The organism is Burkholderia sp. FL-7-2-10-S1-D7 (assembly GCF_001524185.1).
GTDB lineage: Bacteria > Pseudomonadota > Gammaproteobacteria > Burkholderiales > Burkholderiaceae > Burkholderia > Burkholderia diffusa.
On record NZ_LOWY01000016.1, the window covers coordinates 113952 to 133422 of the forward strand.

19 protein-coding genes are annotated in these 19471 nt (G+C 62.9%); 14 read left to right on the forward strand and 5 right to left on the reverse strand.

Features of this window, described 5'->3' with window-relative positions; all coding sequences use genetic code 11:
* The first annotated feature begins 145 nt into the window (after nucleotides 1-145).
* The 4 genes from WS75_RS08285 (at nucleotide 146) to WS75_RS08300 (ending at nucleotide 5833) form a co-directional block, all read left to right on the forward strand.
* Nucleotides 146-2230 (forward strand): 3-hydroxyacyl-CoA dehydrogenase NAD-binding domain-containing protein, encoded by a 2085-nt coding sequence (locus WS75_RS08285; RefSeq protein WP_059680053.1) that lies wholly within the window; start codon nucleotides 146-148, stop codon nucleotides 2228-2230.
* A gap of 43 nt (nucleotides 2231-2273) precedes the next feature.
* Nucleotides 2274-2906: a bifunctional nicotinamidase/pyrazinamidase gene (gene pncA, locus WS75_RS08290; protein WP_044843660.1), complete on the forward strand. Its 633-nt coding sequence runs from the start codon at nucleotides 2274-2276 to the stop codon at nucleotides 2904-2906.
* 49 nt (nucleotides 2907-2955) lie between these two features.
* The gene (locus WS75_RS08295; RefSeq protein ID WP_059680054.1) at nucleotides 2956-4134 is read left to right on the forward strand and encodes an acetyl-CoA C-acyltransferase; all 1179 of its coding nucleotides are present in this window, start codon (nucleotides 2956-2958) and stop codon (nucleotides 4132-4134) included.
* A gap of 298 nt (nucleotides 4135-4432) precedes the next feature.
* Nucleotides 4433-5833 carry a sensor domain-containing diguanylate cyclase gene (locus WS75_RS08300; RefSeq protein WP_059680055.1) on the forward strand — a complete coding sequence of 467 codons (1401 nt, stop codon included), beginning with the start codon at nucleotides 4433-4435 and terminating at the stop codon, nucleotides 5831-5833.
* A 558-nt stretch (nucleotides 5834-6391) separates the two neighbouring features.
* On the opposite strand, the gene WS75_RS08305 is transcribed toward WS75_RS08300, so the two are convergent.
* Nucleotides 6392-7309, reverse strand: a complete 918-nt coding sequence (locus WS75_RS08305; RefSeq protein ID WP_059680056.1) for a LysR family transcriptional regulator — start codon at nucleotides 7307-7309, stop codon at nucleotides 6392-6394.
* A gap of 141 nt (nucleotides 7310-7450) precedes the next feature.
* Between WS75_RS08305 and WS75_RS08310 the strand changes: the two genes are divergently transcribed.
* Nucleotides 7451-8215 (forward strand): SDR family NAD(P)-dependent oxidoreductase, encoded by a 765-nt coding sequence (locus tag WS75_RS08310; protein ID WP_059680057.1) that lies wholly within the window; start codon nucleotides 7451-7453, stop codon nucleotides 8213-8215.
* 91 nt (nucleotides 8216-8306) lie between these two features.
* On the opposite strand, the gene WS75_RS08315 is transcribed toward WS75_RS08310, so the two are convergent.
* Entirely contained in the window at nucleotides 8307-8687 is a 381-nt protein-coding gene (locus WS75_RS08315) for an integrase arm-type DNA-binding domain-containing protein (RefSeq protein WP_082729532.1), read from the reverse strand.
* Nucleotides 8688-8719: 32 nt separating this feature from the next.
* Between WS75_RS08315 and WS75_RS31695 the strand changes: the two genes are divergently transcribed.
* From WS75_RS31695 to WS75_RS31710, 5 genes are all read left to right on the forward strand, one after another.
* Complete coding sequence (locus WS75_RS31695) at nucleotides 8720-9040, forward strand: DUF2514 family protein (RefSeq protein ID WP_179948888.1); 321 nt, start codon at nucleotides 8720-8722, stop codon at nucleotides 9038-9040.
* Between the two features lie 168 nt (nucleotides 9041-9208).
* A complete protein-coding gene (locus WS75_RS08325; protein ID WP_059680060.1) occupies nucleotides 9209-10000 on the forward strand; it encodes a DNA adenine methylase in 792 nt (263 codons plus the stop codon).
* A 461-nt stretch (nucleotides 10001-10461) separates the two neighbouring features.
* Complete coding sequence (locus WS75_RS31700; RefSeq protein ID WP_179948889.1) at nucleotides 10462-10956, forward strand: TadE/TadG family type IV pilus assembly protein; 495 nt, start codon at nucleotides 10462-10464, stop codon at nucleotides 10954-10956.
* A gap of 21 nt (nucleotides 10957-10977) precedes the next feature.
* Nucleotides 10978-11427: a TadE/TadG family type IV pilus assembly protein gene (locus WS75_RS31705; protein ID WP_082729535.1), complete on the forward strand. Its 450-nt coding sequence runs from the start codon at nucleotides 10978-10980 to the stop codon at nucleotides 11425-11427.
* 23 nt (nucleotides 11428-11450) lie between these two features.
* The gene (locus WS75_RS31710; protein WP_082729536.1) at nucleotides 11451-12767 is read left to right on the forward strand and encodes a pilus assembly protein TadG-related protein; all 1317 of its coding nucleotides are present in this window, start codon (nucleotides 11451-11453) and stop codon (nucleotides 12765-12767) included.
* A 744-nt stretch (nucleotides 12768-13511) separates the two neighbouring features.
* Here the strand turns inward: WS75_RS31710 and WS75_RS08335 are convergent.
* The gene (locus WS75_RS08335) at nucleotides 13512-14744 is read right to left on the reverse strand and encodes a tyrosine-type recombinase/integrase (protein WP_059680062.1); all 1233 of its coding nucleotides are present in this window, start codon (nucleotides 14742-14744) and stop codon (nucleotides 13512-13514) included.
* Between the two features lie 178 nt (nucleotides 14745-14922).
* On the opposite strand from WS75_RS08335, the gene WS75_RS08340 reads away from it, so the two are divergent.
* The 4 genes from WS75_RS08340 (at nucleotide 14923) to WS75_RS08355 (ending at nucleotide 17444) form a co-directional block, all read left to right on the forward strand.
* Nucleotides 14923-15240: a Dabb family protein gene (locus tag WS75_RS08340; protein WP_059680063.1), complete on the forward strand. Its 318-nt coding sequence runs from the start codon at nucleotides 14923-14925 to the stop codon at nucleotides 15238-15240.
* On the forward strand, nucleotides 15237-15716 hold the full coding sequence (locus WS75_RS08345; protein WP_006753420.1) for a PaaI family thioesterase: 480 nt from the start codon (nucleotides 15237-15239) through the stop codon (nucleotides 15714-15716). The genes WS75_RS08340 and WS75_RS08345 overlap by 4 nt, the downstream gene beginning before the upstream one ends.
* Before the next feature lie 293 nt (nucleotides 15717-16009).
* On the forward strand, nucleotides 16010-16969 hold the full coding sequence (locus WS75_RS08350) for an alpha/beta hydrolase (protein ID WP_059680064.1): 960 nt from the start codon (nucleotides 16010-16012) through the stop codon (nucleotides 16967-16969).
* Between the two features lie 34 nt (nucleotides 16970-17003).
* Nucleotides 17004-17444 carry a GNAT family N-acetyltransferase gene (locus tag WS75_RS08355; RefSeq protein ID WP_059680065.1) on the forward strand — a complete coding sequence of 147 codons (441 nt, stop codon included), beginning with the start codon at nucleotides 17004-17006 and terminating at the stop codon, nucleotides 17442-17444.
* A gap of 17 nt (nucleotides 17445-17461) precedes the next feature.
* On the opposite strand, the gene WS75_RS08360 is transcribed toward WS75_RS08355, so the two are convergent.
* Both WS75_RS08360 and ygfZ read right to left on the reverse strand, forming a co-directional pair.
* Nucleotides 17462-18307: an NRDE family protein gene (locus WS75_RS08360; RefSeq protein ID WP_059680066.1), complete on the reverse strand. Its 846-nt coding sequence runs from the start codon at nucleotides 18305-18307 to the stop codon at nucleotides 17462-17464.
* 76 nt (nucleotides 18308-18383) lie between these two features.
* A complete protein-coding gene (gene ygfZ, locus WS75_RS08365) occupies nucleotides 18384-19418 on the reverse strand; it encodes a CAF17-like 4Fe-4S cluster assembly/insertion protein YgfZ (RefSeq protein ID WP_059680067.1) in 1035 nt (344 codons plus the stop codon).
* Nucleotides 19419-19471 lie beyond the last annotated feature (53 nt).

Genomic DNA, 19471 nt, shown 5'->3' on the forward strand with positions numbered 1-19471 from the left:
CCGGCCCCCGGATCGGTGAAAAAATCAAATTGAACGACCGTGCTTTTTCGTTGTATGCTGCCTCCGTTCGATCCGGACATGCGGCCGTTCGACCGCGCACAATGAAGCGCAGCCACCCCGGCGCGCGATGCATGGAGGCAGGCAGATGGCAGTGGATTACTCGACTCGCGACGGCGTGGCCGTCATCACGCTCAACAATCCGCCCGTCAACGGGCTCGGCCTGTCGACACGCCAGGGCGTCATGGACGCGCTCGATCGCGCCGCGCAGGATCCGTCGGTCACGGCGATCGTGCTGACCGGCGCGGGCCGCGCGTTCTCGGGCGGCGCCGACATCACCGAATTCAATACCCCGAAGGCCTTGCAGGAGCCGACGCTGCACACCGTGATCCGCGCGGTCGAGGCGAGCGCGAAGCCGGTCGTCGCTGCGCTGCACAGCGTCGTGATGGGCGGCGGTCTGGAGCTCGCGCTCGGCGCGCACTATCGCGTCGCGGCGCCCGGCGCGCAGGTCGCGCTGCCCGAAGTGAAGCTCGGCTTGCTGCCCGGCGCGGGCGGCACGCAACGTTTGCCGCGTGCGGTGGGCCTCGAAACGGCGCTGAACATGATCGTGTCGGGCGCGCCGGTACCGTCGGAGCAGCTTGCGAAGAGCGGGCTGTTCGACGAGATGGCCGACGGCGATCTGCTCGACGCGGCCGTCGCGTTCGCGCGCAAGGTCGGTGCGCGGCAGGGGCCGCATCCGCGCGTGCGCGATCGCAAGATCGTCCACGAGAACGCGGCGGGCTTCATCCAGTTCGCGCGTAATTCCGCGCGGGCCGCCGCGCCGAATTTCCCCGCGCCGCACAAGTGCATCGACGCGATCGAGTCCGGCGTGCTGAACGGCTTCGACAAGGGCAGCATCGCCGAGCGCGAGGGCTTCGTCGCGCTGATGATGACGCCGGAAAGCCGGGCGCTGCGCCACGCGTTCTTCGGCGAGCGCGCGGCGAGCAAGATTCCCGACGTGCCGGCCGATACGCCGCTGCGCGAGATCCGCCGCGTCGGCGTGATCGGCGCGGGCACGATGGGCGGCGGGATCGCGATGAACTTCGTCAACGCGGGCCTGCCCGTCACGCTGCTCGAGACGAAACAGGAAGCGCTCGAGCGCGGCGTCGCGACGATCCGCAAGAACTACGATGCGCAGGTGAAGAAGGGCAAGCTCACGCAGGAGAAGCTCGACGCACGCATGGCGCTGATCACGCCGACGCTGTCCTACGACGACCTGAAGGATGCGGACCTGATCGTCGAGGCCGTGTTCGAGGAACTCGGCGTGAAGGAGCAGGTGTTCAGGAAGCTCGACGAAGTCGCGAAACCGGGTGCGATCCTCGCGTCGAACACGTCGACGCTCGACGTCGACAAGATCGCCGCGTTCACGAAGCGGCCGCAGGACGTGGTCGGCATGCACTTCTTCAGCCCGGCGAACGTGATGAAGCTGCTCGAGGTCGTGCGCGGCGCGCAGACCGCGAAGGACGTGCTCGCCACCGTGATGGCGGTCGCGAAGAAGATCCGCAAGACGGCGGTCGTGTCGGGCGTGTGCGACGGCTTCATCGGCAACCGGATGATCGAGCAGTACATCCGCCAGGCACTCTTCATGCTCGAGGAAGGCGCGCTGCCCGCACAGGTCGATCGCGCGATCGAGAAGTTCGGTTTCGCGATGGGCCCGTTCCGGATGAGCGACCTCGCCGGCAACGACATCGGCTGGGCGATCCGCAAGCGCCGCTATGTCGAGCAGCCCGATCTGCATTACTCGAAGATCGCCGACCGCCTGTGCGAACAGGGCCGCTTCGGCCAGAAGACCGGCGGCGGCTGGTACGACTACGTGCCGGGCGAGCGCAAGGCGAAGCCTTCGGCGCTCGTCGACGAGATGGTCGTCGCGTATTCGAAGGAGCGCGGCGTGGAGCGGCGCAAGATCGGCGACGACGAGATCGTCGAGCGGCTCGTGTTCGCGCTCGTCAACGAAGGCGCGAAGATTCTCGAGGAGAAGATCGCGTCGAAGGCGTCCGACATCGACATGGTCTATCTGACCGGCTATGGCTTCCCGCTGTGGCGTGGCGGCCCGATGCTGTATGCGGACATGGTCGGCCTCTACAACGTCGAGCGCGCGATCCGCCGCTATGCGGCCGCACCGAACGGCGACGCGTGGCAGCTTGCGCCGTCGATCGTCGAACTGGCAAAGGCCGGACGCGGGTTCAACGGCTGACGCCGTGCGTGACGGCGCGACCCGTCTTGCAAGGAGAAACGCAATGAAACGCACTGACGACGTGTTGCTCGTGATCGACGTGCAGTACGACTTCATGCCGGGCGGCGCACTCGCGGTGCCGGACGGCGACGCGGTCGTGCCGGTGATCAATGCGCTCGCGCAACGCTTCGACCAGGTCGTGCTGACGCAGGACTGGCACCCGCGCGAACACGTGTCGTTCGCGGCGAATCACCCGGGGCGCGAGCCGTTCTCGACGCTCGCGCTGCCGTACGGAGAGCAGGTGCTGTGGCCCGTGCATTGCGTGCAGGACACGGAAGGCGCGGCGCTGCATCGCGACCTCGACATCCCGCATGCGAGGCTCGTGATCCGCAAGGGCGGCGACGCGCAGGTTGACAGCTACTCCGCGTTCGTCGAAGCCGACCGCACGACGCGCACGGGGCTCGCCGGCTATCTGCGCGAGCTCGGCGCGAAACGCGTGTGGTGTTGCGGACTTGCGACCGACTATTGCGTCGCGTGGTCCGCGCTCGATGCGCGCGCGGCCGGCTTCGAGGCTGCCGTGATCAACGATGCGTGCCGTGCGATCGACCTGAACGGGTCGCTCGCGCACGCATGGCAACAGATGCAGGCGGCGGGCGTCGCACACGTGACGTCCGCGGGCGCGCGCCCGACGGCGTAGCGCATTCCCATCCGATTCAGGACATGAAGCAGGACCGAAGGAGACTCGCATGACCGAAGCCGTAATCGTATCGACCGCACGCACGCCGCTCGCGAAATCGTGGCGTGGCGCATTCAACATGACGCACGGCGCGACGCTCGGCGGCCACGTGGTCGCGGCCGCGCTCGAACGCGCGAAGCTCGACCCCGCGCGCATCGAGGACGTGATCATGGGCTGCGCGAACCCCGAAGGCGCGACCGGCGCGAACATCGCGCGGCAGATCGCGCTGCGCGCCGGGCTGCCGGTGAGCGTGCCGGGGATGACGGTGAACCGTTTCTGCTCGTCAGGGCTGCAGACCATCGCGCTCGCCGCGCAACGGATCATCGCCGGCGAGGGCGACGTGTATGTCGCGGGCGGCGTCGAATCGATCTCCTGCGTGCAGAACGAGATGAACCGGCACATGATCCAGGACGGCTGGCTCGTCGAGCACAAGCCCGAGATCTACTGGAACATGCTTCAGACGGCGGAAAACGTCGCGAAGCGCTACGGGATCGCGAAGGAGCGGCAGGACGAGTACGGCGTGCGGTCGCAACTGCGTGCCGCGGCCGCGCAGGAAGCCGGGCGCTTCAACGACGAGATCGTGCCGATCACAGTACGCGCGGGCATCGCCGACAAGGCGACGGGCCGGCTGTTCACGCAGGAGGTTACCGTGTCGGCCGACGAAGGCATCCGGCCCGACACGACGCTGGAAGGCGTGTCGAAGATCCGTTCGGCCGTGCCGGGCGGCGTGATCACCGCGGGCAACGCGAGCCAGTTCTCGGACGGTGCGTCGGCGTGCGTGGTGATGAACGCGGATGTCGCGCAGCGCGAAGGGCTGCAGCCGCTCGGCGTGTTTCGCGGTTTCGCGGTCGCCGGTTGCGAGCCGGACGAAATGGGCATCGGCCCGGTATTCGCGGTGCCGAAGCTGCTGAAGCAGGCGGGGCTGAAGGTCGACGACATCGGCCTGTGGGAGCTGAACGAAGCGTTCGCGGTGCAGGTGCTGTACTGTCGCGATACGCTCGGGATCCCTGACGACCGCCTGAACGTGAACGGCGGCGCGATCGCGGTCGGCCATCCGTACGGCGTGTCGGGTGCGCGCCTGACGGGCCATGCGCTGATCGAAGGCAAGCGGCGCGGCGTGAAATACGTCGTCGTCACGATGTGCATCGGCGGCGGGCAGGGCGCCGCCGGCCTGTTCGAAATCGTCTGATTTTTTTGCTTGTCGGCCGACGGCTGCCGCCTGCGTTGACGCAAGCCGCGGCCGTCGCATGCGATTCGAAAGGATCGGGAGGCAAACGGTGCCGGTGCGATGCTGCCGTTTCCCCTTACTTGTCAAACGAATTGTCGCTCCTATACTTGCTCTGACGTTTGCCTTTCGGCGGGATGGGGCAACGCGTGCATCGCACCGGCGCACGTGATGCGTTTCCGGTAGCCGGCGCAGTCGATGCATCGCGCGTGTCCGGCACCGTGAACGTTCGAACCACGCAGCAGACCGAACGGGGACCGAATTGAGCACGACCTATGCAGCCGGGGAACCGCCGCGCGTCGTCAGCGCGGCCGCGAGGCTCTATGCGAAATGCCTGCTGGTCGGCTTCGCATTGCTGCCAGCCTATCTGATCGCCTATCTGTGGTTCTTCAGCGACCCGCACGTCGTGTTCGAGAACCACGCCTTCCATGAAATCGCGATCGCGGCCGCGACCCTCGAGGGTGCATTCGTCACCTACGTGACGTGGGTGTGCTACCGGTCGTCCGGAGAGCCGCTCCTGCGCTGGCTGACACTCGGCTTTCTGGGCTTCGCGATGATCTACTCGTTGCACGGCCTGTTCACCGGGATGGCGCATCACAACATCTGGCTGTTCCTGCTGTACGGGCCCGCATCGCGCCTCGTGATGTCGATCCTGCTGCTGACGGGCCTGCTGTCGTATTCGCAGCCGCCCGATCGGGTCGAGAAGCGTACGCGCGCGCGAACGTGGCTGCCGTGGATCGTGTTGTTCCTGGTCATCAACGTGGCGGTCGCATACATCGCGTATTCGCCGGTCGCGGGCGCGCTGGGCACGCGACTGTCGATGGAAGGCGGCGCGCTGGTGTTTTCGCTGCTCAACGTCGGCATGCTGCTCGCGCGGCGCATCCGTTCGCCGCTGATGGTGATCTACGGCGTGTCGATCATGGCGTTCGCGCTGTCGTCGCTCGCGTTCATCCTCGGCAAGCCCTGGAACCACATGTGGTGGCTCGCGCATGCGATCTTCGCGGGCGGGTTCTTCCTGCTCAGCTACGGCGTCGTGCAGGCGCTGCAGACGACGCGCTCGTTCTCGGCGATCTACAGCCAGGAAGACCTGATGAGCCGGCTGTCGGAATCGATGGCGCGCACCGAGAGTGCGCTGCAGGAGTTGCGGCGCACGAACCAGAAGCTCGAATACATGGCCGCGACCGATCCGATGACGGGCGCGTCGAACCGCCGCCAGTTCATCGCGCAGGTCGAGCGCGAGATCGTGCGCGCGGAGCGCGACGGCACGCCGTTCTGCCTGCTCGCGCTCGATCTCGACAACTTCAAGAACATCAACGACGCGTACGGGCACCAGATCGGCGACGAGGTGCTGCGCGGCGTCGTGCGCCAGTGTCTCGAGGCGATTCGTCCGGCCGGTGCGCTCGCGCGGGTCGGCGGCGAGGAGTTCATGGCGCTGTTGCCCGAGATGCCGCTCGAAGGCGCGCGCATGACGGCCGAGCGCGTGCGTTCGTCGATCGCGAGTTCGCCGTTCGGGCTGGATTTCAAGCGCGTGCAGGTGACGGTCAGCGTCGGCGTCGCGCAGTACGGTGTCGACGGGAGCACGGTCGATGCGTTGCTGCGGGCGGTCGATGAACGGCTGTACCAGGCGAAGCGCGACGGGCGCAATCGCGTGGTTGCGCACTGACGAGTGGCCGCGGCGCGGAATATCTGCGCGACGGTTTTCGGTCACCATATTTGGAACTTGCTGATGTGCGTGCTGGCTTTGGTACTTCGGTTGAGCGGCGCGCTCTTTTCGCATCTTGGACTGGCTCGAGCGATGCTTTTCCTTCATGGATAGGTTCTCTTCACCACGACTATTCCCCTTGAATGACAAGCCGCACGATCGCGACGAAGCAGCGTGTCAACCTGTGTGGCCACAGCGCTGTCTCAGGCTAGTCCACGTACGGGGAGCCACTGGCCGAATGTTCGTGGTGGGGGAAAATGTGCGACACGTTAGCGCGCGAGCCATCAAATGTGCTGGTGCACTATCTTGACTCTATGCTCGAGAACCTTGCCCAGTTCGACCGTGAGGCGTGGAGCGATCAGCAGTCGCCGATAACCTTCGACCTGGTGTCGTCCAGTGTGTGGGAAGGACAATACGGGGCGCGGCGATATTCGCGAAATGGAATTGCTTGAGATCCATCATTGCGGCAATGCAATGACGCTCGGCCATCCAGAATGTGGGCTCATCCTCGCCACTGCGTTACTTCGGCCATCGCCATGACGGCTCCGAGAGGTGCTCCGCAAAATAGTCGGACAGCACCGCCACCTTCGCCGGACGTGCACGCGCCGATGGCGTGACGAAGTAAAGACCGCCCTTCGTCAGCGACCAGTCGGTGAGGATCGCCTCAAGGCGGCCATCGGCCAGATATTCGCCGGCGATGAATTCGGGCAATTCCGCAATTGCGAGGCCGTCGAGCAGCGTGGGCAGCAGCGCATCGGAATTCGTCACGCGCAACGGGCCGGTCGGCTTGACCGGCTCTTCCTCGCCTGCAGCATTCGTGAAGCGCCACAAATCGCTGCGCGCGCGATACGCGTATGAAAGGCATGGCCGCTCCACCAGCTCGCGAGGATGCGCGGGCCGCCCTTCGCGCTTCAGGTACGCGGGCGACGCCACCACGAATTGTGTGACCGGGCACAGGCGTCGTGCCACCAGCGACGAATCAGGCAGCGCGGCAATGCGCAGTGCGGCGTCAAACCCATCGGCAACCAGATCGACTGACGCATCCGAAAGATGCAGGTCGATCGATACCTCCGGATACGCGCGAAAGAACGCGGGCAGCAGCGGTGCGACCCAGCGCAGCCCGAACGACATCGGTACAGCCAGGCGCACCAATCCGCGCGGCTGCACCGACATCTCGCGCGCGGAGCTTTCTGCTTCTTCGGCCTGACGGTAGATCTCTCCGGCCTTATCGCAGATCGTCCGGCCGAACTCGGTGAGCGAGAGTTGGCGCGACGTGCGGTTGAAGAGCCGCGCGCCCAACCGGTCTTCGAGACGGGCGACGCCCCGCGAGACTGTCGCCACCGACACGCCCATCGCGCGTGCCGCGGCCGCGAACGATCCTTCCTCCGCGACCTTCGCGAACATGGCAAGTCCTTCGAAATCAGGCAGCTTCGCCATTTCCCCTCATCTTTTCATTTTTGCAATGTTGGATTGCAATCAATTCTATTTCGATAAGCCGTGGGCGTCGATATTCTCCTCACATCGCAGCACGAAACACCGAACGCAGTCATCCACTTACCGAACGAAAGGGGAAGCACCATGGCACGCAAGCTCGACAACAAGATTGCACTCGTTACCGGCGCAACCAGCGGCATCGGCCTCGCCACCGCACAGCGTTTCGCGGCAGAAGGCGCGCACGTCTACCTCACCGGCCGCCGTCAGGCTGAACTGGATGCCGCAGTGAAGGGCATCCGCGAAGCGGGCGGCAACGCGACGGGGGTACGTGTCGACTCCACAAAACTGGGTGAGCTCGATGCGCTGTATGCGCAGATCAAGGAAGAACAGGGGCATCTCGACGTGCTGTTCGCCAACGCCGGCGGCGGTTCGATGCTGCCGCTTGGCAGCATCACCGAGGAACACTACGACGACACCTTCGATCGCAATGTGAAGGGCGTGCTCTTCACGGTGCAAAAAGCGTTGCCGTTGCTCGCCGAGGGGGCGTCGGTGATTCTTGCCGGTTCAACGGCAGGCAGCGCAGGCACGGCAGCGTTCAGCGTGTATTCGGCGTCGAAAGCCGCGGTGCGCGCCTTCGTACGCAGCTGGATTCTCGATCTGAAGGATCGCCGCGTCCGGGTTAATACAATCAGCCCGGGCGCGACGCGCACGCCCGGCTTGCTCGACCTCGCCGGCGACGACGAAGTCCAACGCCAGGGTCTTGCCGATTACCTGGCTGCCCAGATCCCGATGGGGCGCCTCGGCGAGCCCGGAGAGATCGCAAGCGCTGCGTTGTTCCTTGCCTCGGACGACGCGAGCTTCGTGAACGGCATCGAGCTGTTCGTCGATGGCGGGCAGCAGCAGATCTAAGCGCCGGCTGGATGTCGGTGATCGGTGGGTAACGGTCGATCTTCGAAATAGCCAGCGTAGGTCGTGGCGTAGGTTCGTGCGCCGAGCCTGATCAGGTAAGGCGCGCACTTCGACTCGGCGCAGCAAGGACAGCACGTCGTGCGCGGTGATTGAGCGCATCGGTCGGCTTCCGATATAGGTGGTACGCGTGCATCTCAAGCATGCGCAGGATCTCGCCATAGTGCCGCTCAGTCCACGACTTGCGCTTCTTCCTCAGCCACTCGTCGCTCACGACGCGGAAAGTTGCTTTGCCTTCGTTGATACGAGCAGACAGCACTTCCTGTCGCGCATGAGATGGATGCAGCCCTTTCTTGAGGAGCGCACGCGCCTCGTCCCGCGCCATACGCGCGTCTTGGAGGCTGACGGCGGGGTATTCGCCGATCCCGGATCTGCCGCCGATCGCGCCTCTCGGGATCGGTAGCGCATTCGGCATCGTCGAGTCGCAGTGCCTGGAGGTGCTGCTGCGTGGCACAACAGAGGGGCGCAACTGATGCTGCGAAAGAACGTGATCAGGCGGTCGCTGATGCGGCTGCTGCCGATGGTGCTGCTGTCAGCCTGCGCAAGCAAGTCGCCGCACTCGTTGCCGACGTCCGGCGTGCCGCCGCTTCGACCGGAAGCACGGCAACCGGCGACGCCCTCGATCTGCTTGCCGACGTGCTCGGCCGGGCTGACGCGGCTGCGGGAGAGTTCGCGCGAATCGCTGACGAGCGCGGCATCGCCGGTCAACAGTGCGAGCACAGTTACGACGCCTTGATCGGCGACGCGCAAACCAATCTGCCGCAGTAGCGCGGCAATCGAGGCCGGGCGGTCTCGAAAGAAACAGGGCGACCGAGGAAATGTTCGCGCATTGCCCCCGGTCGCCTTTCCACTGATCTAGCCAGTGAATCAGCCAAGGCCCTGCTTACCTACGTAGGCGGGCCGGATTTTACACCAAGTTTAAAAACGGCTTTCATAATGGCAAATCCCATCATCCCTTGGATCGGCGGAAAGCGCCGTCTGGCAGACCACCTAATTCCGCGTTTTCCGGCACACGACTGCTATGTCGAGGTGTTCGCGGGCGGTGCAGCGCTGTACTTTCTGCGCCCTCCGGCAAAGGTTGAAGTGATCAACGACGTCAACGGTGAGCTGATCAACCTCTACCGTGTCGTACAGCATCACCTGGAGGAGTTCGTGCGCCAGTTCAAATGGGCGCTGACGAGCAGGCAGGTGTTCGAATGGCTGAAGCAGACGGTTCCGGAAACCCTTACCGATATCCAGCGTGCGGCACGGTCCTACTACCTGCAGAAAAGTTGCTTTGGCGGGAAGCTGGAGGGACAGACGTTCGGCACCGCGACGACAACGCCGCCCGGCCTGAACCTGTTGCGCATCGAGGAGGAGCTATCAGCGGCACACCTGCGGCTCGCGAACACGTTCGTGGAGCGGCTGGATTGGGCGGCCTGCATCGATCGATACGATCGGCCGCATACGCTCTTCTACCTGGACCCACCGTACTACGAGACGGAGGGGTACGGCGTTGCTTTCCCCTTCGGCGAGTACGAGAAGATGGCCGCAAAGCTCCGTGCGATCAAGGGACGCGCTATCGTGAGCCTCAACGACCATCCCGACATTCGGAGCGTGTTTGATGGGTTTCATATTGAGACGGTGCCAATCCAGTACACCGTCGGCGGAGGCGGAAGGGCCGCAGAACGAAACGAGCTGATCATCTTCAGTTGGGACGACGCGGCGCAGCCCGCAGGGCTTTTCTAATCGATGACTCCGGCGCGGACTGTAGCGCCGGCATTGCGCGTACAGGGAGACCCGTGATCGCAGGAGAAGCTCACGCATCATCGTTCTCGCGTCTCCTGCAATTTGTAAGTGTTCGTGTGAAGCCACTAACGTTTCAGCGTTGAAACATTGAGCCTAGCTGGACGCAGGTTTTTTGCTGACTGCGTCGAGATGCATCCCGTGCATTAGTCCGCCATCAGATAGGTCACGTGCCCCCCTCAGCTCGGCCACTGGCTTGCTTGTGGCGAATCCGCCGTTCCTTTCGGGTAGCGGCCCGCGTAGTCGATTCTTGCGGAAAACACGTTTCAGACACGAAACAAGTCGAACCTGCTGAGACCTTCACACGATACGGACGCCGATCTGCTCCTTGAAAGGCGCGCATTGGCACGAATCTGGCATCGGACCCATGGCCTAGTCGTAACAAGATAGCGTGAATGTGGTCAATGAATTCACGCATCGCCATCGAACGACAAACGGGGACCGCCATGCAGAAGAAAGTGCAGCGAGGAGTCGTGACGTTGGAGTTTTCGTTATTGCTCCCAGTTCTCTTGCTGATACTTCTTGGTATCGCTCAGTTCTCTTGGTTGTTTTCAAATTTTATTGTCGTGACGCATGCGGCGTCGGTCGGAGCACATCAATTTGCCGCCGAACGCGGATTTTCGAGTCCGTATTCGGACACGGTTGCTAGCGTCACAAATGCACTGGGCCCATTTCACACCGGAATCACCATTTCGACGTCCGTGAACGGGGTGCCTTGTGCATCGGACTCAGCCTGCCAATCAGCGCTGGGAACGATGGCTAATGCACCGTCGGCCGGTTCAACGGTGACAGTAACGATTGCGCATGCGCTCAATCCATTATATTCCGGCTCTTGGGGCGCGTTGGCGAGCATCATGCCAAAGAACATTACATCTACAATGACTGAAGTAATCCAGTAATTTCGCCTGGGGAGCGCGACTATGAAATCACAAAAAGGATCTGCTGCCATCGAAATGGCGGTAACGATGCCATTTATTATTATGATTTTATTGGGTATGGCGCAATTCGGCTGGCTCCTGGCCAATTTCATCGCGGTGAGTAATGCGGCGTCGTCTGCAGTGCGGACCTTTGCTTCTCAGAGAGGAACAACTACCCCGTACACAACAACGTTGGCACAAGCAAAGGCGGCTGCTTCATTTCTGAATCAAGGCGGTATCACAATTAACACAACCGTCAACGGTATTGCGTGCTCTGACGACGCGGGATGTGCAGCTGATCTCGCGCCGGCATCGAGCGCAGCGGTCAATGTGCCCGTCAAGGTTAGCGTGAATTACTCCGGCTTTCATCCTGTCGTCCCCGGGAATTATCTCAACCTGAATAGTATGATGCCGTCAATTTTGATCGCAACGTTTTCGGCTCGCGTTCAATGAAGATATCTTAAAAAGAAAAAGGGATGAAAAAAATGAATGCTCCAAAACTACTCGGTAAAGCGATGCGCCGTCAACGCGGCGCAGTCATTATTATTGTTGCTGCATCGATAGTCGCGCTGCTGGGCTTCGCCGCGATTTGCGTGGATGTCGGTTACATGGTCTATACGCAACGGCGCTTGCAGGCAGCCACCGATGCTGCGGCACTTGCAGGGGCGACAGATCTCTGGAGTCAGTCGTGGAACACGGCATACAGTGACGCGGTAGCTTACTCGGCCGGCCAGGCCAACCAACTTCCGGGGGGAGTGACCGTCAGCTCAACGTCCGTGACCGGACTGACCCTGACAAGTATTCAGCTCCCCTACAAACAGGCGGTATCCGGCTACAACGGCATTCAAGTTACGCAGAAAGCCAGCGTTCCCACCTTCTTTGCGAGCGTGTTCGGCATCAAGGCGACGACTGTCTCGGCGACCTCGACTGCTGTTGCCGGTGGTGCAGGCGGGCCCGCTCAATACAACGTGATGATCATCCTCGACACGACTGCGTCGATGAACACAAACGATAGCAACTGTAAAAATGCGAAGGGGGTAGTGCAAACGCGACTTGCATGTGCAAAAGCTGCTGCAATGCAGCTTCTTACGACGCTGAGCAACGCTGGAGATAACGTGGGGCTGATGGCGTTTCCCCCCATGTCCTCCAACTACTCCTTCTCGTGCAGTAGCAGCGCTCCCGGCATCGCGGGAAGCTATTCGGCGGCGGCAAGCTCCGGTTATCAATACAGCAAGTTGGGAACAGGATTCCTGAGTAGCAATGGCGCAGCCAATACGAGCTCCGGATTAGTCCAGGCTCTAGGTGGCGGCTCGTGTAGCGGACTCGCTGCTCCCGGAGGACTGGGGACTTACTATGCCCAAGTGATCTCGGCAGCGCAGCAATCGTTGCAGTCTCTGTCCTCGACGCAGCACCCCCCCGGTCAAAATGTCATCATTCTATTGAGCGACGGCGATGCGTCATCAAGCCAGACACAACTCGGTGCTACGTATAAGTCAAACTACGGAACAGAATGTCAAGCGGCAATAAATACTGCAGCCACGGCGAAAGGAGCAGGAACACTTATATACACGGTCGCGTATATCGGCGGTGGTAGTGCGTCGTCCACATGTAGCGATGGAAGCGATCCCTTGTCGCCATGCAAAACGATGCAGTCAATTGCCACAGGGCCCGCATATTTTTATTCAGATACCTGTACTAATTCGAATGGTGGCATTGCCAATCTGAGCTCTATTTTTAGTACTATATCTTATAGCTTGACGAAGCCGCGCCTAGTTCCTGCCTCTGCTACGTGATTTTGTATCTGATGTGATTAATTCTGATGATATAAAAACCCCAAAGAGGATGGTATGAGTAAAAGCCTATCTGAGTCCGACGAGCAGGACGAACCCTTTGTTTTCACAAAGGATTGCATTCATTGCAACAATTCAATTAGGGCTAGTTCAATTCGCTGCAGAATTTGCGGATCCCGGGATCCTTTTGGAAATGAGGTGTCGAGAAGGAGATCTTCGCTAATCGGTGGTGCAGTGGCGATCGCTTTTTTTTCAATGTTATTCCTTGTGTTTTACGAAATTCTGCCGATCATTGCGGCTTATTCCCGGCATCGGCATTGAGTGTCTGGGTGTGCTGTATACAAGCTAGAATGAGAGTCGCTCGGGTAGGTGGTTGGTATAAGGTGCTTTAGATTTTTCATAAAATTTGATCGCGGTGGCTAGTGGGTCAAGCTAATGGCGCCCCATATTGACGTGGTGCCATCAACGCTAAATTAACGGGGCCAGAGAATGGATGATCGTTATGTAACGATTGAAAGAGAATTGGCGCATGTGACATACGCCCTTAAAACCCTTCGTGAGAGTCGTGAGGAGTTTCCGCTAGGGGCGATCATAGGTGATCCCGCATATTGGCGCGCAAGACTTCAATCGATTCGGGGTGTGACCGAACGCTACGAATATCAGGAGCTCCGAGATCGTGCAGACGAACTGCTTGTCGTGGTTTTGAAGCTTCAATATTGGACGCCTTAATGTTGCGGTAATGTTGCATCATCGGTTACTGATGGGGATGCTCGCGGTACCCCCGTCTTGGAGTGCCTCTTCCTCGACATCATCGAGCCAGTTCGCCCACGCTTGCATCATCTCCCGACGCTCCGGTAAATACTTCGCATGGTTGTACGTCGAGCGAGTCCTGTCCTTGTCCTTATGCGACAACTGCATTTCAACGACTTCGTCCTTCCATCCCATTTCATGGAGGTTGGTCGACGCGGTTGCCCGAAAGTCATGTCCAGTTATCGGTTCAGGGTTATCCGGAACCATGTAGTCGATTGCTCGGTTGATCGTTGCGCGGCTCATGTGTGGGCGCTTTCGATTGCTATGCAGAATCGGCAGGATATAACCGCGATTTCCGTACATCTCCTGCAGCTCGTGCAGCAGTTTCACCGCTTGCGTGGGAAGGGGAACGATGTGCAGGCGTCGTGATTTGATTTTCTCCGGGGGTACCTTCCATTCGGCAGTTTCCAGGTCGATCTCTTCCCATCGCGCACGGCAAAGCTCGATCGTTCGCGGAAACAGCATCATCAGCAATCGAATCGCAATCGCGGTTCGTCTGCTCTTGTAGGTGGGAAGCTGGCGAAAGAGCCTCTTCAGTTCTTCGCGGCTCAACGCCCGAGCATTCTCTGTCGGAGGTTTCAGGACCGAGCCGCGCAGCACCGATGCGGGATCTGTATCGGCTCGCAGTGTGATCACCGCATACTGGAACACGTTGGACACGTACTGGCGCAGTTTGATCGCTACGGAAGGGGAGCCTCGCTCTTCGACTCGACGCATCAAAGCAAGCACGTCATGGGCGGTAATAGAGCGCATCGGGCGGTTTCCGATGTATGGATACGCATCGGCTTCGAGCATGCGCAGAATCTCGCCAAAGTGCCGCTCGGTCCACGTCTTTCGCTTCTTCTCCAGCCACTCGTCGCTGACTGCTCGAAAAGTTGCTTTGCCTTCGTTGATACGCGCGGACAGGACTTCCTGGCGCGCATGGGAAGGATGCAGCCCCTTCTTGACGAGTTCACGGGCATCGTCGCGTGCCGCGCGCGCGTCTTGAAGGGTGACGGTGGGATACTCGCCGATCGCGAAGAGATTCTCTTTTCCCGCAATTCTGTACTTGTATCGCCAGAGCTTGGAGCCGGACGGCTTCACCAACAGATACAGTCCATTGCCGTCGGTAAGTTTGGTAGGCTTGTTGCCTGCCTTCGCTTGTCGGATCTTGATGTCGGTAAGTGGCACGGTGAAAAAGGGGGTATCGTCTCTGGATGGTCGAAATGATACCCCCTTTTGTACCCCCTTTTTTCTCGGCTGGGCACGATTTTCGGCGAACGTAAGCGAACGGTGGAAGGGCATTGAGCGCCTAACTGGTAAGGGTTTCGGGCAAATTCCCGAACCATCACGAACTGGAGCGAACGAAGTGATTAGACATATTGTCATGTGGAAGCTGAAAGAATCGGCGGAAGGCGGCACGCGTGCGCAGAACGCGCTGAAGCTGAAGGAAAAGCTCGAAGGCTGCCGCGACCTCGTGCCGGGCATCCTGCAACTCGACGTCGGCATCGCGACGCCGGGCCTCGACGCCACGTCGGACGTCGTGCTCGTGTCCGATTTCACGGACAAGGCCGCGCTCGATGCGTACCAGGTGCATCCGGTTCACCAGGAAGTGAAGAAATTCGTCGTTGCGGTGGCGGAATCGCGCCAGTGCGTCGACTACCTGTCCGAAAGCGCAGCACGATGAGCGACGCGGCATCCCCGACGGATGGCCCGTCGATCGAAAGCCCGTTCGTCGATCTGCTCGGCGTGCGACTCGTGTCTGCGAAGGATGGTGCGAGCGAGATCGTGCTGCCGCTCGACGAGCGGCACATGAACACGTGGAGCATCGCGCACGGCGGCGTGACGATGACGCTATCGGACATCGCGCTCGCGATGGCCGCCCGGAGCCTGACCGACGACGGCGTCGGCGTCGTCACGGTCGAGATGAAGGTGAATTTCATGCAGCCCGGGCGCGGCGAGTTGCGCGCATACGGACGCGTGATGCATCGTTCGACGACGATGGCGTACTGCGAAGGTGAAGTGCGCGACAGCGACGGCAACTTCGTCGCGAAGGCGCTCGGGACGTTCAAGTATATGCGGCGGCTCGCGGTGGGTCGCGACATCAAGCGGCAACGCACGCGTACGGCGCCGGACGCCCAGCCCGGCCCGAGCGACGCGTAAGCGCCGGGACGCGCGGCCCTGCCGGGTCACAGGCAGGGCCGTTTTGTTTTGCGGCACGGATTCGCAACGGGAGGGCATGACGGCGCGAATGAAGCCGCGTAGACAGCCATGAACACGATCAACCGCCAGATCCTGCTCGTGTCACGCCCGCAAGGCGCCGCGGGCGCCGGACGCGTTCCTCGGGTTCCTGACAGGCCACAATTTCGGTAAGTAGCTCGTGCAACTCGTCTGATCCGCGCGTGGCATCATGTGACGCTTGTCCGTTCACGGCGCCGCGCGCGCCGTCCTCACCGATGCCGCTGAATCCGAAGATCGCCCAGATACTCGACATGGTCGAGCGCGCAAAGCGCCCGTCCTATCACCACCAAACGCCACAGCAGGCGCGCGCCGCGTATGAGAAGAGTGCGCCGATCCTCGATGTCGCGCCCGCGCCGATGCATTCGGTCGAGGCCTGCGTCGTGCCGACGCGCGATGGCCGCACGATCGGCGCGCGGCTCTTTCTGCCGGTCGAGCCGAGCCTCGCCGAACCGCTGCCGGCGCTCGTCTATTACCACGGTGGCGGCTTCACGGTCGGCAGCGTCGATACGCACGACGCGCTGTGCCGCATGTTCGCGCGTGACGCGCGATGCGCGGTGCTGTCGGTCGACTACCGGCTCGCGCCCGAACACCGGTTCCCGACCGCCGTGAACGACGCCGACGACGCATTGCGCTGGCTGCATCGCGAGGCTGCCGCGTTCGGCATCGATGCGACGCGGCTCGCGGTTGGCGGCGACAGCGCGGGCGGTACGCTCGCGACCGTCTGCGCGGTGCTCGCGCGCGACGCGGGCATCGATCTTGCGCTGCAGTTGCTGATCTATCCGGGCGTGACGGGCTACCAGGACACCGAGTCGCACGGACGGCTCGCAAACGGCTACCTGCTGACGCAGGACACGATCCAGTGGTTCTTCACGCAATACGTGCGGGATCCATCCGACCGCGACGACTGGCGCTTCGCGCCGCTCGACGGCACGCGCGGCGCGCCGTCGTTCGCCGGAGTGGCCCCGGCCTGGATCGCGACGGCCGAATACGATCCGCTGAGCGACGAGGGCGCCGCGTACGCGGACAAGCTGCGCGCGGCCGGCAATACGGTTACGCTGGTCTGCTATCCGGGGATGATCCACGAGTTCTTCAAGATGGGCGGCTACGTACCGGAGGTGCGGGCCGCGCATGCCGACGCGGTGGCGGCGCTCAAGGCCGCATTCGACGACGTTTGATGGCGGCGGCGCCCGGCGCCGCGCGGAGGAAGCGATGACCGACGGCTGGGTGGAAACGGGTGACTGGGCCGTGCTGGGCGGCGATGCCGCACGTATTCGCGATGCGGTGTTCGTGCGCGAGCAGCGGATTCCGCCGGAATGGGAACTCGACGACGAGGATCCGCTGTCGCTGCACGCGGTTGCCTACCGTGTCGATGCGGCGACCGGCGCGCGCCGCGCGGTCGCGACGGGACGGCTGCTGCGCAACGGCACGATCGGCCGCGTCGCGGTGTTGGCCGACGCACGCGGGCAGGGCGCGGGATCGGACGTGCTGCATGCGCTGCTGGATGCGGCACGGCATCGCGGTGAGCCGGTCGTGCGGCTCTACGCCCAAGATACCGCGGTGTCGTTCTACGTGCGGCACGGCTTCGCGGCGATCGGCGAACCGTTCGTCGAAATCGGCGTGCCGCACGTCGAGATGGCGCGCACGCCCTAGTGCCGTGCGCGGCAGGCTCAGCGCGGTTGCGTCGCGTCGATGTCGAACGTGAACGCGCGCTCGAAACTGCCAGGCCGAACGGTGCGGTGCGAGCCGTCGTCGTCGCAGCGTTCCTTGATGTCGACCGTCAGCCGCACGCCTTCCTTCATCGTCACGCGCAGCGCGGTCGTGCCGCGCGTGCCGTATTCGGGTGTCTCGATGAACGCGGCCGACAGCGCCCGCTCGCGCTCGATCGGAATGCCGGTGTGCGGCAGCGCGTCGTCGTCCGCGACACGCGGATCGCGCATCAGCTCGATCAGCTCGTCGAGCGACGGGGTCGGATTGTCGGTCAGCAGCGTGCCGAGTTCCGCGCGCTTGCGCACGACTTTCGGCCAGGGCGTATCGAGCCGGGCGTTCGACAGCGCATGCACGCCGGCGCCGATCGCGACCGGCGCCGCAACGCCGGTTTCGCCTTCGGCCGCGCGATTGCAGAACCACGCGAGTTCGCGCCGCTTCCAGTCGCCGACCAGCAGGTTGAAGCCGTTGTACACGGCCGCGTGCTCGGCCAGCTCGCCGAGGTAGTCGAGCGGCGCGACGGACGGGCCGCGCAGGAAATCGGACACGAGCTTGCCGCGGGTCGGCGCACCCGCGCGAATGTCGAACGGCGCGCGGTAGTTTGTCAGCGCCGCGAAGCGGCCGTCGCGCGACACGCCGAGCCACGTGCCACCCGCTTCCAGATCGCGGCCGGCAAGCACGCCCGGCACGTCCTCCCACCACGAAAGCGGCGCACTGGTACGGCGAAAGAATTCGTCGCGGTTGGCGGTCAGGGTAAAGACGGGACCGGCGGCGGCATCAGGCTGCCAGTCGAAGGCAATCAGACACATCGGGCGAATCTCTCGCAGGAAACTTCGGGCGCCGGCCGCGATCTGCGCGCCGGCGTGCGAACGGGTTGTCAGTGCGTCACGCTTCCGTCGGCCACGCGTACGGCAGCGCGTCGAACGCGAGCGCAGGACCGTCGGCCGAACCAAGATGCACCGTGCCGTTGTCGAGCGCGGCCAGCTTGATCTCGACGAGCGCGTCGACGCCGCCCGCGGGCGCGGCCGCCGCGTTGACGATCATCCCGCACGGCTGGCCCGGGTCGTCGCTGTGGAACAGCTCGACGCCGGCGTGCACGGTGTCGGTCTCGCCGGCGACGTGCGCGAGCGCGGTACGGCGCTTGATCGTGCCGCGGTACTGGCTGCGCGCGACGATTTCCTGGCCCGGGTAGCACCCCTTGCGGAAGTTAACGGCACCGATCACGTCGAAGTTGACCATCTGCGGCACGAACTGTTCGACGGCCGGCTGCGTGATGCGCGGCTCGCCCGCGCGCACGTCGAGCCAGTCCCATACGGCCGGCGACACGACCGGCAGCGTGCCGGCGAGCGCGGCGAGACGCGCGTCGACTTCCGCGCGCGGCCCGATCCACAGGTAGCGCTTGCGGCCGGCCGCGTCCGGCACGCGGATCAGCGCCCCGGCCGGGCCGTCGACCTTCACGTGCACGCCGTCCGGCAGCGCGTCGAAGATGCCCGACAGCACGTCGCGCACGTCGCCCGCGAAGCCGACGACCGCGAGCGCGTCGCTCGCGTCCGTCAGTTTCGCCTTGGCACGGAGCACGAACATCGACAGCCGTTTCTGCACGGCGGCCTGGACGTCCTTCGAGACAAGCAGGCGCACGCCGTGACCGGCGCGCCACGCGAGGAACGACGCGAGCAGGCGGCCCTTCGGCGAGCAATAGCCGGACAGGCGCGCGCTCGCGGCATCGAGATGTTCGATGTCGTTGGTGAGCTGGCTGTGCAGGAACGTCGCGGCGTCGTCGCCGGCCACGTCGATCACGCCGAACTGCGCAAGCGGCATGCAGGCGCCCGGCGTGTCGAAATCGGCGGCTGACGGGCGGGGGAAAACGGGGAGCGAGACGGATGCGGGCTGTGCAGCCGGTGAAGCGAACGGTGTGCTCATGGAATGAGGGAACAGTCAACCCTGACTTTGACGAAGGCGAGCAAGTATTATAT